Source organism: Yoonia rosea (assembly GCF_900156505.1).
In the GTDB taxonomy this organism is placed as follows: Bacteria; Pseudomonadota; Alphaproteobacteria; order Rhodobacterales; family Rhodobacteraceae; genus Yoonia; species Yoonia rosea.
Map to the genome: position 1 here is coordinate 816217 of NZ_FTPR01000001.1, position 14768 is coordinate 830984.

At 58.7% G+C, this 14768-nt stretch carries 12 protein-coding genes; 9 read left to right on the top strand and 3 right to left on the bottom strand.

All coding sequences use genetic code 11. The features are described from left to right. The first annotated feature begins 82 nt into the window (after positions 1-82). From B0B09_RS03910 to B0B09_RS03920, 3 genes are read left to right on the top strand one after another with little or no spacing between them, the layout of a single operon-like run. Complete coding sequence (locus tag B0B09_RS03910) at positions 83-1186, top strand: Gfo/Idh/MocA family protein (protein WP_076658449.1); 1104 nt, start codon at positions 83-85, stop codon at positions 1184-1186. 16 nt (positions 1187-1202) lie between these two features. Next, positions 1203-2090 (top strand): sugar phosphate isomerase/epimerase family protein, encoded by an 888-nt coding sequence (locus tag B0B09_RS03915; RefSeq protein ID WP_076658450.1) that lies wholly within the window; start codon positions 1203-1205, stop codon positions 2088-2090. A gap of 26 nt (positions 2091-2116) precedes the next feature. Beyond that, a complete protein-coding gene (locus B0B09_RS03920; protein WP_076658451.1) occupies positions 2117-3271 on the top strand; it encodes a Gfo/Idh/MocA family protein in 1155 nt (384 codons plus the stop codon). An 18-nt stretch (positions 3272-3289) separates the two neighbouring features. Here B0B09_RS03920 and B0B09_RS03925 read toward each other — a convergent pair whose 3' ends face one another. Together B0B09_RS03925 and B0B09_RS03930 are read right to left on the bottom strand one after the other, a co-directional pair. Continuing rightward, complete coding sequence (locus tag B0B09_RS03925; protein WP_076658452.1) at positions 3290-4309, bottom strand: LacI family DNA-binding transcriptional regulator; 1020 nt, start codon at positions 4307-4309, stop codon at positions 3290-3292. Continuing rightward, a complete protein-coding gene (locus B0B09_RS03930) occupies positions 4290-4535 on the bottom strand; it encodes a hypothetical protein (protein WP_311135448.1) in 246 nt (81 codons plus the stop codon). Before B0B09_RS03930 ends, B0B09_RS03925 begins: the two co-directional genes overlap by 20 nt. Positions 4536-4767: 232 nt before the next feature. On the opposite strand from B0B09_RS03930, the gene B0B09_RS03935 reads away from it, so the two are divergent. The 6 genes from B0B09_RS03935 (at position 4768) to gnd (ending at position 14085) form a co-directional block, all read left to right on the top strand. Further along, complete coding sequence (locus tag B0B09_RS03935; protein ID WP_076658453.1) at positions 4768-6546, top strand: sensor histidine kinase; 1779 nt, start codon at positions 4768-4770, stop codon at positions 6544-6546. Next, positions 6543-7880, top strand: coding sequence for a sigma-54-dependent transcriptional regulator (locus B0B09_RS03940; RefSeq protein ID WP_055292836.1), 1338 nt, complete (start codon positions 6543-6545; stop codon positions 7878-7880). The genes B0B09_RS03935 and B0B09_RS03940 overlap by 4 nt, the downstream gene beginning before the upstream one ends. Positions 7881-8099: 219 nt before the next feature. Then, positions 8100-9086 carry a TAXI family TRAP transporter solute-binding subunit gene (locus B0B09_RS03945; RefSeq protein ID WP_076658454.1) on the top strand — a complete coding sequence of 329 codons (987 nt, stop codon included), beginning with the start codon at positions 8100-8102 and terminating at the stop codon, positions 9084-9086. A gap of 118 nt (positions 9087-9204) precedes the next feature. Continuing rightward, complete coding sequence (locus B0B09_RS03950; protein ID WP_076658455.1) at positions 9205-11424, top strand: TRAP transporter permease; 2220 nt, start codon at positions 9205-9207, stop codon at positions 11422-11424. Positions 11425-11697: 273 nt separating this feature from the next. Then, positions 11698-12666, top strand: a complete 969-nt coding sequence (locus B0B09_RS03955; protein ID WP_055292839.1) for a calcium/sodium antiporter — start codon at positions 11698-11700, stop codon at positions 12664-12666. Between the two features lie 18 nt (positions 12667-12684). After that, entirely contained in the window at positions 12685-14085 is a 1401-nt protein-coding gene (gene gnd / locus B0B09_RS03960) for an NADP-dependent phosphogluconate dehydrogenase (protein ID WP_076658456.1), read from the top strand. On the opposite strand, the gene phoB is transcribed toward gnd, so the two are convergent. Continuing rightward, positions 14082-14768, bottom strand: a complete 687-nt coding sequence (gene phoB, locus B0B09_RS03965; RefSeq protein WP_076658457.1) for a phosphate regulon transcriptional regulator PhoB — start codon at positions 14766-14768, stop codon at positions 14082-14084. The two genes, gnd and phoB, sit on opposite strands and share 4 nt — an antisense overlap.

The window sequence follows — 14768 nt, forward strand, 5'->3', positions numbered from 1 at the left end:
GATTGTTTATTGACCAACCACCAGAAAGAACGTTACGCATTTTGCAACCGGTTGCAACCGGTTTCTGGGAAGGGGAGCGGACATGACAGAGATCGGTATCGGGATTATCGGCGGCGGCTATATGGGCAAGGCGCATGCGGCGGCCTACGCCTCTGTTGGCGCAATTTTCGATACTGCCCTGCGGCCGCGTCTGGAAATGGTGTGCGCGTCATCGGATGCCTCGGCTGAAAGGTATCAAAAGGCCTTCGGCTTTGCGCGCGGTACCGCCGACTGGCGGGTGCTGGTGCATGATCCAAAAGTCGAGGCTGTCGTCATCGCCTCTCCGCAGGACACCCACCGCGATATCGCGCTTGCGGCTTTTGCCTTGGGCAAGCCCGTTTTCTGCGAAAAACCGCTTGGTGCGACGCTGGCCGATTCCATTGCGATGACCGAGGCCGCCAAACAGGCAGGTGCGATCAACATGGTCGGCTTCAACTACATCCGCACCCCTGCGGCCCAATACGCCCGTCAACTTGTAGCAGATGGCCGCATCGGTGATATCACATGGTTCCGTGGCGAACACACCGAAGACTTTTTTGCCGACCCCGCCCTGCCCGCCACATGGCGCTGCCAAGGCATGGGCAACGGGACGATGGGTGATCTTGCCCCTCATATGATCAACGCCGCACGCGCGCTTATCGGGCCGATTGCGGCCCTCTGCGCGCAGGTCGAAACCGTACATGCCCAACGCGGCGACATAGCCGTCACCAACGACGATCAGGCACAGTTCATGTGTCGGTTTGAAAATGGGGCGCAGGGGCATCTGTTTTTCAGCCGGATCGCGACAGGCCGCAAGATGGGCTATGCCTATGAGATCCACGGCACCAAGGGCGCGATCCGTTTTGATCAGGAAGACCAGAACGCCCTGCACCTTTACACCATGGAAGGTCCCGAGGCCGAACGGGGGTTTCGCAAGATTCTGACCGGCCCTGCCCACCCTGATTATCTGCCCTTTTGCCAAGGGCCCGGCCATGGCACAGGCTATCAGGACCAGATCATCATAGAGGCCAAGGATTTCCTGACCGCCATCGCCACCAGAACCAATATCTGGCCCACGTTTGCAGAAGGGCTTGAGGTCAATCGCGTCGTGACAGCCGCCATTGACTCAAGCGAAAAGCAAACCTGGGTCGACGTCTCAGACTACTAACCGAAAGACCTATGATATGATCAATATCGGCAATGCCCCCTGTTCGTGGGGTATCGAATTCGCTTCTGATCCTGCCTATCCCACATGGCAATCCGTGCTGCAGCAATGCGCCAGCGCAGGCTATAAGGGGATCGAGCTTGGCCCCATCGGCTATATGCCCGAGGACCCTGCTGTGCTGCGCGAAGAGTTGGATAAGAACGAACTCAGCATCATTGGCGGTGTCGTTTTCCGCGCTTTCCACGATCCTGCGAAATGGGATGACGTGATGGACGCCTCTGTGCGGACCTGCAAGGCGCTGGTGGCTCACGGCGCGCAGCATCTGGTGTTGATCGACAGCATCTCGCCGCGCCGCGCACCCACCGCCGGACGCGCCACCGAGGCCGAACAGATGGACAAGGCCGAATGGACCGCCTTTCGCGACCGTCTGGCGACGATTGCGAAAATGGGCACTGAGGACTACGGGCTAACCGTTGGTATCCACGCCCATGCGGCGGGTTTCATGGATTTCGAGCCGGAGCTGGAGCGCCTGCTGGACGAGGTCGATGAAAGCATCCTGAAAATCTGCTTTGATACCGGCCATCATTCCTATGCGGGTTTTGATCCGGTCGCCTTTATGAAGCGGCACATCGACCGCATCAGCTATATGCATTTCAAGGATATTGATCCGGTGGTCAAAGCGGATGTGGTCGCCAAGCGGACAGATTTTTACAAGGCCTGCGGACAAGGAATTTTCTGTAACCTTGGTCAGGGAGATGTCGATTTCCCCGCCGTGCATCAAATCCTTCTGGATGCAGGATTTGAAGGTTGGTGCACTGTCGAGCAGGACTGCGACCCTGCCCTGCCCGGCACGCCGCTTGAGGATGCCGAAAGCAACCGCAAATATCTCGAATCCATTGGTTTCTAAAACCTAACAGACGAAAGTTGACGACGATGACAAAACTGAAATGGGGCATGATTGGCGGCGGTGAAGGCAGCCAGATCGGACCGGCACATAGGTTGGGTGCAGGGCTGGACGGGCTTTTTGAATTCAGTGCGGGTGCGCTGGATCACCGGCCGGAATATGGCATTGATTACGGGCAACGCCTTGGCCTTGGCGACCGTGCCTATGGCGGCTGGCAGGACATGCTGGAAGGCGAGCTGAAGCGCGACGACCGCGTTGATCTGGTTACGGTTGCCACGCCCAATTCCACGCATTTCGCAATCACCAAGGCGTTCCTCGAGAACGGGTTTCATGTGCTCTGCGAAAAGCCCATGACCATGACCGTGGAAGAAGGCGAGGAAATCGTCGAGATTGCCAAAAAGACCGGCAATATCTGCGCGGTAAACTATGGCTACACGGGCTATTCGCTGGTGCGCCACATGCGGGCGATGATCGCGCGCGGTGACATCGGCAAAGTCCGTCTGGTCAACGCCGAATTTGCCCATGGCCACCACGCCGATGCGAGCGATGCCGATAACCCGCGCGTGCGCTGGCGCTATGATCCGGCTCAGGCAGGTGTCTCGGCACAATTTGCCGATTGCGGTATCCACGCGTTGCACATGGCCAGTTTTGTGACCGGTCAGGAAGTGACGAAGCTCTCGGCTGACACGGTGTCCTGCATTGATGTGCGTACGCTCGAAGACGACGCCATGGTGAATTTCCGGATGGATGGCGGCGCTGTGGGGCGGCTTTGGACCAGTTCGATTGCGATTGGCCGTCAGCACGGTCTGGGCATTCAGGTTTTCGGCGAAACCGGCGGCCTGCGCTGGAGCCAGGAACAGCCCAACCAGCTTTATTATATGCCGCTGGGACAGCGCCTGCAGGTGATTGAACGCGGCGAGGCGAACCTCTCGCCCGAGGCGGATCGCACCAGCCGCGTCACCATCGGCCACGCTGAAGGGATGCCTCTGGCCTTTGCCAATATTTATGCCGATCTCGCCGAAGCGATCCGTGCGCGCAAGGAAGGCCGCATGATGGATCCGGCGGCGAACCTCTATCCGCGCGCCGAAGATGGCTTGCGGTCGATGGCGGCGGTCTATGCTGTGGCCGAATCCGGCAAAGCGGACGGCGCGTGGCTGGATGCGCGCCCACCGATGTTCCGGTAAGGTGGATTGAAATCCACCTTACGGCAAGGGGCGCAAAGTGCCCCGCTCGACGATGGAACAGTCAAACAGCCGCGCCTCGGGGGCGCGGCTGTTGTCGTTCAGACTGGCCGCGATCACATCAATCGAGGCCGCAATAATCTGTGCAAAGGGGTTGTGGATCGTGGTGAGGTTGATGTTCGCCCACCCTGCCATTTCCATATCATTGAGCCCGATCACCCCGATATCCTCAGGTACCCGCAGACCAGAAGACTGAATGGCGGAAAGCGCCCCGATTGACAGCACATCATCGCCACAGAAATAGGCCTCCGCCGGTGCGCCTGCCGCCAACAGCCGCAGCATTTCCGCGCGCCCCGCATCAAAGGAATAGTTGCTGGCATAGCTGAACGAGAGATCAAGTCCGGAGGCCCTGAACACCTCTGCAACCCCTGCAAAACGGTCCTGTGTCGAGGTCGCCGTCGCAGGCCCGCCTAGAAATGCTATCCGCTGGTAGCCCCGCTCAATCAGCGTCCTGGCCGCCAATCGCCCTGCGGCGATATTGTCGATCCCCAGCACGTTCACCCGCGGGTTCGCTATATGGCGCCCAAAGGAATGGACCACGGGCACACCCGCGTCATGGAACCCTTCCGCAAAGCTGGCGGGCAGCGTCGATGAGGCAACGATCACCCCGTCCACCGAATAGGCCCGTAGCATGCGGATCGAGTCCTCGGGGCGCACCTCATCGGTGAGATTGACCAGCAAAGGGCGCAGGCCCCGCGCTTGCAGGCCTTTGGTGAACAGATCAAAGACCTCGAGAAAGACCGGATTGTGGAAGTTGTTCGACACCAGACCGATCATCTTGGTCCGGCCTGTGGTCAGCGAAGAGGCAAGCGCATTGGGGCTATAGCCCAAAGTCGCCGCAGCCTTCTCGACCTTGGCACGGGTCTTGTCCGACACCGAGGCGCCCGCGGTAAAGGTGCGCGACACAGCGGACCGCGACACGCCTGCAAGCAACGCCACATCCCTCAGGGTGATTGTCCCTCTAGCGGTCTCGCGTGGCATCTTTCTCCGCTTCTGCGGCCACAGCCGCCCAATCCGTCGTCGCGAATTTCCAGATCGCGACCCCGCCAAGTGCCACAAACAACAGCGCCCAGAGCGGCGCGCCATTGGCGTATTCAACCACGGCCCACAGCAAGGGCAGAACGACCGTCACAACCCTGCGCCATACCGGCAAAAAGAACGGCACCCCGAGATCGAAGAACCCCGGTTTGGGTTGATCAGACCGCACGCGCAACCCTCCCTGCCGATCTCAGGCAAATCGCTTTTCGCACAGGGCGCAAAGCCTGCGGCAACAGAAATTGTATGTTGAATAACAGGTACATGAGACGCGGCTTTCCCCCAAAGACTGCGATACTCTAGCTTCATACACGTAATATGCAACCGGTTGCATCGCCATCTACGGGGCATTGCGCGCGAATTTCTGATTGTGCAGCCATACCCCTGTGCACCATAAGATATGCATGCATTTGACCCGTCCTCGCATCTTTGGCCTGATTGCTGTGATCGCCACACTTCTGGTGCTTGCGGGAACGGTGTCATTTCCCGCGCTTGAGCGGCATTATATGCGCCAACAAGCCGAGAAAGACGCCGTGCCGCTGAAACTGGCGGTCGAGGGCCTGCGTGCCGCTGTTGACAGATATGCCCCCCTGCCCGCGTTGATCGCAGAACGCAGCACCTTGATTGACCTGCTCAATAACCCCGATGACGCCGCACTTGTGGCGGCCGTGAACGAGGATCTGCGCCAAACCGCAGCTACGGTGCGGGCAAGCGATGTCTATCTGATGGATATCTCGGGCCTGACCATCGCCGCGGCAAGCTATCGCGAACCGGGCAGCTTTCTGGGGCGCAACTTCAATTACCAGACCTATTTCACCCAAGCGCTCAACGGGGCTTTGTCCAGTTTTTCGGTCTACGGCACGACCACAGGCGAGCGCGGCTATTTCTATGCGGCCCCTGTCGAAGATGGCGAACGGATCGTCGGGGTTCTGGCGGTCAAATTCAACGTTTCGGCCTTTGAGAGCATTTGGCGCGGGGCCAACAGCGAATTCATGGTCGCGGACCGCAATGACTTTGTTTTCATGTCCTCACGCCCTGACTGGCATTTCCGCGCGATGCGCCCGCTGAGTGACGCCACCTTGCGGCTGATTGCACAGAACCTGCAGTACCCGATTGACCGGATCGAGCTTTTGCCGATCACAGTGCGGCCGCTCGATGCGGATGCGCGGTTGGTCACGATCGAAGGTGAGACGCGCGAAACCTATATTCTGACCGCGCAGCGCCTTGCTGATCTCGACTGGACGATGTCGTCACTCTCGCCGCTTGGCCCCGCGACGCTGAGCGCTTTGCGGTCAATGTTGATTGCTGGCCTCACGGGTCTTTTGCTCCTTGGCGCGCTGCTTGCCTATCTCCTCAAGCAAGCGCGCCAGACCGAGGCCCTTGCCCGAGAGAAAGAGGCGAAACGCTTGCTGGAAGCCGCGGTCGCTGAACGCACCACCGATCTTGAAACCGCATTGGGTGATTTGCGCCAGACCCAGACCGATCTTATTCAGGCGGGCAAGCTTTCGGCGCTGGGGCAAATGTCGGCTGCACTCAGCCATGAATTCAACCAGCCTCTGGCGGCGGTGAAGTCTTATGCCGACAACGCGGGCGCATTCCTTGATCGTGGTCGGGTGGCCGAGGCAAAAGACAATATCACCCGCATCTCAAAAATGGCGGACCGGATGGCCACGATCTCGGCGCATTTGCGCAATTTTGCCCGCCGTCCCCAGCAAGCCACTGGTCCCTTGTTGCTCAATGCCGTTGTGCAGGATGCGCTGGCAGTGATTGACATGCGGCTGACGTCAGAGGGCGGCGAAATCGCCTATACGCCACCAAAATCAGAAATCTGGGTCACGGGCGGGCACGTGCGCCTACAGCAAGTCATCGTCAATCTGATCAACAACGCGCTTGACGCGATGGCAGATCAACCCGAACGGATTGTCGACTTGCGCATCGAGAACACGCGCCTGCAGGTCCGCGACACGGGTCCCGGTATTGAGCATGATGCGATTGCCAATATATTTGATCCTTTCTTTACCACCAAAGCACCCGGCAAGGGGCTTGGGCTGGGGCTGTCGATCTCTTTTAATATCGTGAGCGATTTTGGCGGCACGCTCAGTGCTGCGAACCATCCTGACGGGGGCGCGGTCTTTACGGTCACATTGCAACCGGCAACACCTATGGAAGTGGCCGCGCAATGAAACAGACCGTGATCTTTGTCGATGACGAGGAAGAGTTGCGCCACGCGACCAGCCAGACGCTGATGCTGGCCGATATTCCTGCGGTGGTTCTTGATAAGGCGGAACTGGCGCTGGCACAGATCAGCCGTGGCTTTGAAGGGGTCCTGGTGACGGATATCCGCATGCCGGATCACGATGGTCTTTGGCTGATGCGCAAGGTGCTTGAGCTTGATCCCGAGTTTCCGGTGATCCTGATCACGGGGCATGGCGATGTGAACCTTGCGGTGCAATCCATGCGCGAGGGGGCCTATGATTTCATCGAGAAGCCCTTCGCGCCTTCGCGGCTGGTGTCAACGATCCACCGCGCGCTGGAAAAACGGCGGCTGACCATCGAGAACCGCGCGCTCAAACGCGAGGTTGGCGGGCGGGACAAGCTTGAGGCGCGATTGATCGGGCGCTCGGATGCAATGGTGGCTTTGCGCAAACAGATCCGCACAATTGCCGCCACAGACGCCGATGTGCTGATCACAGGTGCGACCGGTGTCGGCAAAGACATGACCGCCCATGCGTTACATGATCTGTCTGCCCGTGGCCCCCACCCTTTTGTCCATATCAACTGCGCTGCCCTGCCCGTCGATCTGGTGGAAAGCGAACTATTCGGGCACGAGGCCGGAGCCTTTCCGGGTGCGATGCGGGCCCGCTTCGGGAAATTCGAATTTGCCCGCAAGGGCACGGTATTTCTCGATGAGATCGACAGCCTGCCCGTCAGCGTACAGGCGAAACTGCTTCATGCCATTCAGGCGCGACAAATCACGCGATTGGGGGCGAATGATCCGGTTGATCTTGATATCCGCATCGTTGCTGCCGCAAAAACAGATTTGTCAGAGGCTGTTGCTGCAGGCCAATTCCGCGCGGACCTGCTTTACCGGCTGAACGTCGTGACGCTGCATGTGCCAACGCTGGATCAGCGGCGTGACGATATCCCGTCACTCTTTCTTAATCTCGCGGCCCAAGCTGCGGCGCGCTACTCAAAACCAGCCCCCGATGTGCCTGCGGATGTTCTGGCACGCATGGCCACGCAAAACTGGCCGGGCAATGTGCGCGAGCTGCGCAATGCGGCGGATCGCTTTGTGCTGGGACTTGATCCGACAGTGACAACCGCGACAGAAACCGAAACGCAATCGCTCGCCCAAAAGATGGCCGACCACGAGCGCGCGCTGATTATGGCAACCCTGACCGCGCAAGGCGGCAGCCTCAAACAGACCTATGAGGCGTTGGGGCTGTCGCGCAAAGCCCTCTACGAGAAGATGCAGAAATATGGACTGTCCAAGGCCGACGCAGACCAAAGCGGCTGAAATGCACCCGTTTCGACACATGTCTGACCCCGTTTGTCCCCTTTGCGACCCATCGTCCTGTATAAGTGTTAACTGTTATCGCAAACAGTGCGGCTGAAACCTTGTGCTTGCAGTCAAACAAAGTGGAAGTGCCCGCCATGCGATCTACTTGCACCTCGCGTGCTTGTGATCACGCCCTGATCTTGGAGAGATCAGGATCAACTAGTGGAGGAAGACCTTATGAAATTTGCAGCGCTTATCGCGACAACTGCTTTGACAGCAACAACAGCTTTTGCCGCCGGTCACGAGGACCGTACAGGCTGGCCAGAGAGCTTTACCGTTGGGACAGCATCCCAGGGCGGCACCTATTTTGCTTATGGTTCCGGCTGGGCCAACCTGGTGGCCGAAGAGCTGGGCCTGACAGGCGGCGGCGAAGTAACCGGTGGCCCAATGCAGAACATGGCGCTTGTGCACACTGGTGACGCGCAGTTCGGCATGACAACAATGGGTCCAGCGGCTGAATCCATCGCCGGTACCAACCCGATTGCACCAGGTCTGCAAATGACCAACGCCTGTGCGATGTTCCCGATGTACCAGACACCGTTCTCGGTGACGACACTTGCCTCTTCCGGCATCACATCGATCGCGGATATCCCTGATGGCGCACGTATCGGTTTTGGCCCTGCTGGTTCAACATCCGACACATACTTCCCGCTTATGATGGAAGAGCTGGGTGTAAACTTCGAGCGCCGCAACGGCGGTTGGGGCGACCTTGGTGGCCAGTTGCAGGATGGTCTGCTGGACGTGATCGCCTTCGCAGCCGGTGTGCCTGTGCCTGCTGTTTCCCAGCTGGAAGTGCAAACTGACGTGAACATCATCGAGTTCACCGAAGAAGAGCAAGCAGCAATCATGGCGGCCTTCCCGGTCTCTGAATTTGACATCGCAGCTGACACATACACAACACTGGAAGCACCGGCGCGTTCGGTTTCCATGTGGAACTTTGCAATTGCAAACTGTGACCTGCCAGCATCCTTCGTCAAAGCCGCTGTGGATGTCGTCATGTCCGACAACGAGCGTATGGTGAACATCCACCGTGCCGCCCGTTCCACACTGCCAGAGAACTGGACAAAGAACGCAGGCGTTCTGCCTTGGCACCCAGGTGCAGCCGAGTGGTTCATTGAGAACGCTGGCGCTGACATCCCTGCCGACCAGATCTTCGGTAACTAAACCCTGATCTCCCGAGGTCGCTGTTTCAGGCGACCTCGGACCTCTTGATAACTCAGACAGTATTGATGCAAGCTAAATGTCCCATGAGGGCATTCTCCACGCATGCGAGGACCACACCATGACAACCGATAAAACACTGGACGATCAAACCGAAGGCCCCGTTCTGGCCGAAGGCGTTGACGAAGAACCGGTTGAGCATAACCGGCGGATCTTTACCGGCCGGACATATCTGGTCATCGCCGGGATGTCGGCGTTTTACGCGCTGTTTCATATGGCCGCTCTGAATGGTTGGTCAATCAGCGGCTGGACCGGAATCAATATACCCTTCCTTCCTGTTTTCCCGATGGAGACGTGGAACTTTCGCATCGTCCACGTGGCCGGTGCGCTGATCCTTGGCTTCACGCTCTATTCCGCGCGCGCCTTTCCTGATGAGGACGCCGATACACATAGCCCACTGGATTATCTGGCTTATGTGGCTCTGCTTCCTGCCCTTTACGCCTGTTGGACCGCCCTTGGGTTCGCCGCGGACATTCAGGGTGGTGTCATGTGGAATGGCATGGACGAAGGGATCCGCAACGCGGAAATCTATCACTATGGCTATCCACTGATAGCGGCGACAATCGCAGGGATCGTCCTAGGCTGGCTGCGTCCCCGCGTCCGCGGGACAATTGCCCCTGCCGATCTGCTGCTAAGCGTCTGCGGCATCGCGGTTGCGATGTATCTGATCACGATCTTCGGCACATTGATGCGCAATGCGACCGGGACGCCCTTTGCGCCCATCGGTATGAGCATCGCCGCGGTTGCCGGCACTGCCCTGATTATGGAACTGACCCGCCGTGTGGCCGGCATGGCGCTGATCGTCATCGCGGGCATCTTTCTGGTCTACGTTTTTGTGGGTGACCTGCTGCCGGGCTTCCTGAACGCCCCCGATATCACGTGGCAGCGGTTCTTTAGCCAAGTCTATACCGATGCCGGTATTCTTGGGCCAACGACGGCTGTGTCCTCGACCTATATCATTCTGTTCATCATCTTTGCCGCTTTCCTGCAGGCGTCCAAAGTCGGCGACTATTTTGTGAACTTCGCTTTTGCGATGGCTGGCCGCGCACGCGGCGGCCCTGCGAAAGTGGCGATCTTTGCCTCCGGCCTGATGGGGATGATCAACGGCACCTCGGCGGGGAACGTTGTGGCGACAGGGTCGCTTACGATCCCGCTGATGAAAAAGGTGGGTTACAAACCAACAACGGCAGGCGCTGTTGAGGCGGCCGCTTCAACCGGTGGTCAGATCATGCCGCCGATCATGGGTGCCGGTGCCTTCATCATGGCCGAGATAACGGGTATTCCCTATACCGACATCGCTATTGCCGCGATCATTCCTGCAATCCTCTACTTTGTGTCGATCTACTTCATGGTCGATTTCGAGGCTGCCAAACTGGGCATGCGCGGGATGCGCGAAGATGAACTGCCGAAACTGAAGGACATGGTCCGCCGCGTCTTTTTGTTCCTGCCGATCATCATTCTGATTGCCGCACTCTTCATGGGCTATTCGGTCATCCGTGCGGGCACGCTCGCCACGGCATCGGCCGCGGTGGTCAGCTGGTTCACACCGTACCGGATGGGCCTGCGGTCGGTTACCAAAGCGTTTGAGCTTGCCGGTATCATGTCGATCCAGATCATCGCGGTCTGTGCTTGTGCCGGTATCATCGTGGGTGTCATCTCGCTCACCGGTGTTGGCGCGCGCTTCTCGTCCGTGCTGCTGAACATTGCCGAAGCCAACCAGCTGCTGGCCCTGTTCTTTGCCATGTGTATCGCGATCTTGCTGGGCATGGGCATGCCAACAACGGCGGCCTACGCTGTGGCGGCATCCGTGGTGGCACCGGGCCTTGTGCAACTGGGTATCCCGTTGCTGACGGCGCACTTCTTTGTGTTCTACTTCGCTGTTGTCTCTGCCATCACGCCACCTGTGGCCTTGGCCAGTTATGCGGCGGCGGGTATTTCGGGGGCGAACCCGATGGCCACGTCCGTCGCATCGTTCAAGATCGGCATCTCGGCCTTCATCGTGCCCTTCATGTTCTTCTATAACGGTGCGATCCTGATGGATGGGACATGGCTTGAGGTGATCCGTGCCGGCATAACAGCGGTATTCGGGGTCTTCCTGCTGTCCTCGGGTGTGCAAGGCTGGTGGGTTGGCAATCGCGCCGCACTGCCGATCCGGATTGGCCTGATGATTGTCGCACTTTGCATGATTGCAGGGGGCTGGCTGACAGACCTGATCGGGATAGGCGGCGCCGTTGCCCTGTATCTGATGGCCAAGCTGTCGCAGCCCAAAGTCACGGCATAGGCTAACAGAACCTTTGAATAGGAAAGGGAGCGGCGCAAAAGCCTCGCTCCCTTTTATATTTTGGATCAGACCTTTAATCATGTTTTTGGCGGCCTACGTGGTCGACAAATCGTACGAAAGGGCAAGCATGAACGGGAATGTCCCATGTCCAACAGCATACGCGGCGCGGCAATCACAGCGATCCGCGTGGACAATCGCTATTACACTTGTGGGCCAAATAGGATATTCGCCGCGCACTGCATATAAAACTGACCAATTACCTGGAAGTCTGCTTTGATTGAACTCAGCACCTATGAGCTTTTTGTCCTTGCCGCTGGCGCCATGGCCTTCGGCATCTATCTCTTGATCAAAGGTGGTGACTGGACGGTCGATGCCGCCGTCTTTGTCGCCGAGCGCACGGGGCTGTCGCCGCTTTTTATCGGGGCGACCATCATCTCTTTCGGCACGTCGGTGCCGGAACTTTTCACCTCGGTCACCGCGAACCTTCAGGGTTACCCCGGCATTGCATTGGGCAATGTCCTTGGGTCGAATGTTGCGAATATCCTCTTGGTTCTGGGCGCCACGGCTTTCGTGTTTCAGGTGACGGCGCGCCCCAAAGACCTGATCAAAGACCTTTGCATGATGCTTTTGGCCACGGGCATTATGGCCTTTGGTATGTTGACCGGCGGATTCAACCAGATCCTTGGTCTGGTCATGTTCGCCATTCTCGCATCCTTCGTGTTCTACCAGTACAAAACGGACAGCATCCCGCTCGAAGAAGACGACGATGACGACGACACCCCCAGCATCACCACGATGAAAGGCGCGATTGTCATTCTTCTGGCAGGTCTTGCAGCACTGGGTGTCGGCTCGGAATTGCTGGTGAAAGGGGCCGTGCAAACCGGTTCGGCTATCGGTGTTCCAGAAGCGATTATCGGCCTGACTGTTGTTGCTTTCGGCACCTCCCTGCCTGAGCTTTCGACCTGTATCGCCGCCGCGCGCAAGCAATCCGTGGGCCTCATCCTTGGCAATATTATCGGCTCCAACACCTTTAACATCCTGTCAATCATCGGCCTGACCGCCGTCATCGCGCCATTAGACGTCGACCCGGTCCTGCTTGGCGCGGATCTCTGGATCACAGTGGGTGTGGCGGTTCTCTTCACGCTGTGGATGCTTACCGTCGGCCGTTTGAACCGGACCGCCGGTATTATCATGATGGCCGCCTATGTGATCTTTGTCGCGGCACAATATCTGACGCCATAACCAAGAAGGCCCCATATCATGAGCAACGCAGAAATCGGTCTGATCGGCCTTGGCACCATGGGTGCGGCCCTCGCACTCAACATCGCTGACAAGGGGTTTGATATCGCCGTCTGGAACCGGACGACCGAAACCACCCGTGAATTTCACAAGAGCGCCGGCGATCTGTCAGACCGCATCACGCCGACCGAAACGCTTGAGGATCTCGTGCGCGCGCTCAAATCACCACGCGCGATTATTCTGATGGTGCCTGCCGGTGCACCGGTCGATGACCAGATCAAGGCGCTGCGGCCCCTGCTTGATGACAACGATATGATCATCGACGCTGGCAACGCGAATTTCCACGATACCAACCGCAGGATGCAGGACGCGGGCGAGCTGCCGTTCCTTGGCATCGGGGTGTCAGGCGGCGAGGAAGGGGCGCGTTTCGGTCCTTCCATCATGGGCGGCGGCAAGCGGGAACATTGGGACCGCGTCGCACATATCCTGGAAGCGATTTCTGCCAAACATAAGGGCACGCCCTGTGCCACATGGATGGGCGAAGCCGGTGCCGGACATTTCGTCAAAGCCGTTCACAACGGGATCGAATACGCCGACATGCAGATGATTGCCGAGGTTTACGGCATCATGCGTGACGGGCTGGGCATGGATAACGCAGCCATCGCAGAGACATTCGCCAAATGGGACGACGGCCCACTGCGCAGTTATCTGATAGAGATTTCCGGCAAAGTCGCCGCTGCGGTGGACCCCGAAACAGGCAAACCCATGCTGGATGTGATCGTCGATGCGGCGGGCCAAAAGGGCACCGGCCGCTGGACCGCGATCGAGGCCCAGCATCTCGCGGCCGCAATCCCCGCAATTGAGGCGGCCGTTGTGGCGCGGAACCTGTCCTCTCAACGCGAAGAACGCGCGGCTGGCGAGGCGCTTTTTGGTGCGGCTCCGCACCATATTGCCCATGATGTGCTATCCTTGGACGCGCTGGAAGAGGCGCTGATTGCGGGCAAGATCCTGTGCTATGCGCAGGGGTTCGGCATGATCGAGAAGGCATCAGACACATATGGCTGGGCACTCCCCCTGCCCGCAATTGCCGAAGTCTGGCGCGAGGGCTGCATCATCCGCTCTGATATGCTGGATGATATGGCGACTGCGCTGCGCGAAAACCCTGAACGCAATCTGATGATGGCCTCCGGTTTCGCAGACCGGCTCAAGCACACGCACAACGCGCTGCGCAATGTGGTGGCACAAGCGGCGCTGCACGGGCTGGCCGTTCCTGCGCTGTCATCGGGTCTGGCGTATTTTGATGCCATGCGCACCGCACGCGGCACGGCAAACATGATCCAGGGCCAGCGTGACTTTTTTGGCGCCCACGGCTTTGCACGTGTCGACGGCGGTGAAGGACACCACGGCCCTTGGGGAAACTAACCCAGGGCGTAGCCTGCCCCGCGCACCGTGCGCACGGGATCAGCGCCGCCATTTTGCGTCAAAACCTTGCGCAACCGGCCCACATGCACATCAACGGTCCGGGTATCGACATAGATATCGCGGCCCCAGACACGATCGAGCAGCAGATCGCGTGACCACACGCGCCCGGGCTTTTCCATGAACGTCGACAGCAGACGAAACTCGGTTGGCCCAAGCTTGAGTGCCACATCATTGCGCGTCACACGGTGGGTTTCCGCATCCAGCACAATGTCATCATAGGTCAGCACCTGCCCCACCGTTGCCGGACGCACACGGCGCAGCTGTGCGCGCACACGCGCCATAAGTTCGGACACGGAATAGGGTTTGACGACATAATCGTCAGCACCCGTTTCCAGCCCACGGACTTTATCCACCTCTTCGGCGCGCGCCGACAGCATGATGATCGGGATCGCGCGGGTCTCATGGCTGATCTTCAGCCGCCGGCACACCTCGATCCCTGACAGATTTGGCATCATCCAGTCCAGAACGATGACATCCGGCGCATCTTCGGCGACACAAAGCAGACCCTCTTCGCCGTTTTCGGCGCGGGTCACGCGAAACCCTTCTGCTTCCAGATTATAGCCCAAGACCTCGCGCTGAGCGGCTTCGTCTTCGACAACCAAAACATGGGGATGTTGGGTCAT

Bases quoted from the DNA above. Each gene is read 5' to 3' on its own strand.
- B0B09_RS03925 (WP_076658452.1), bottom strand. From the start codon at position 4,309: ATGCCACGCGAGACCGCTAGAGGGACAATCACCCTGAGGGATGTGGCG.
- B0B09_RS03915 (WP_076658450.1), top strand. From the start codon at position 1,203: ATGATCAATATCGGCAATGCCCCCTGTTCGTGGGGTATCGAATTCGCT.
- B0B09_RS03910 (WP_076658449.1), top strand. From the start codon at position 83: ATGACAGAGATCGGTATCGGGATTATCGGCGGCGGCTATATGGGCAAG.
- B0B09_RS03950 (WP_076658455.1), top strand. From the start codon at position 9,205: ATGACAACCGATAAAACACTGGACGATCAAACCGAAGGCCCCGTTCTG.
- B0B09_RS03920 (WP_076658451.1), top strand. From the start codon at position 2,117: ATGACAAAACTGAAATGGGGCATGATTGGCGGCGGTGAAGGCAGCCAG.
- phoB (WP_076658457.1), bottom strand. From the start codon at position 14,768: ATGACCCAACATCCCCATGTTTTGGTTGTCGAAGACGAAGCCGCTCAG.
- B0B09_RS03935 (WP_076658453.1), top strand. From the start codon at position 4,768: ATGCATTTGACCCGTCCTCGCATCTTTGGCCTGATTGCTGTGATCGCC.
- gnd (WP_076658456.1), top strand. From the start codon at position 12,685: ATGAGCAACGCAGAAATCGGTCTGATCGGCCTTGGCACCATGGGTGCG.
- B0B09_RS03940 (WP_055292836.1), top strand. From the start codon at position 6,543: ATGAAACAGACCGTGATCTTTGTCGATGACGAGGAAGAGTTGCGCCAC.
- B0B09_RS03945 (WP_076658454.1), top strand. From the start codon at position 8,100: ATGAAATTTGCAGCGCTTATCGCGACAACTGCTTTGACAGCAACAACA.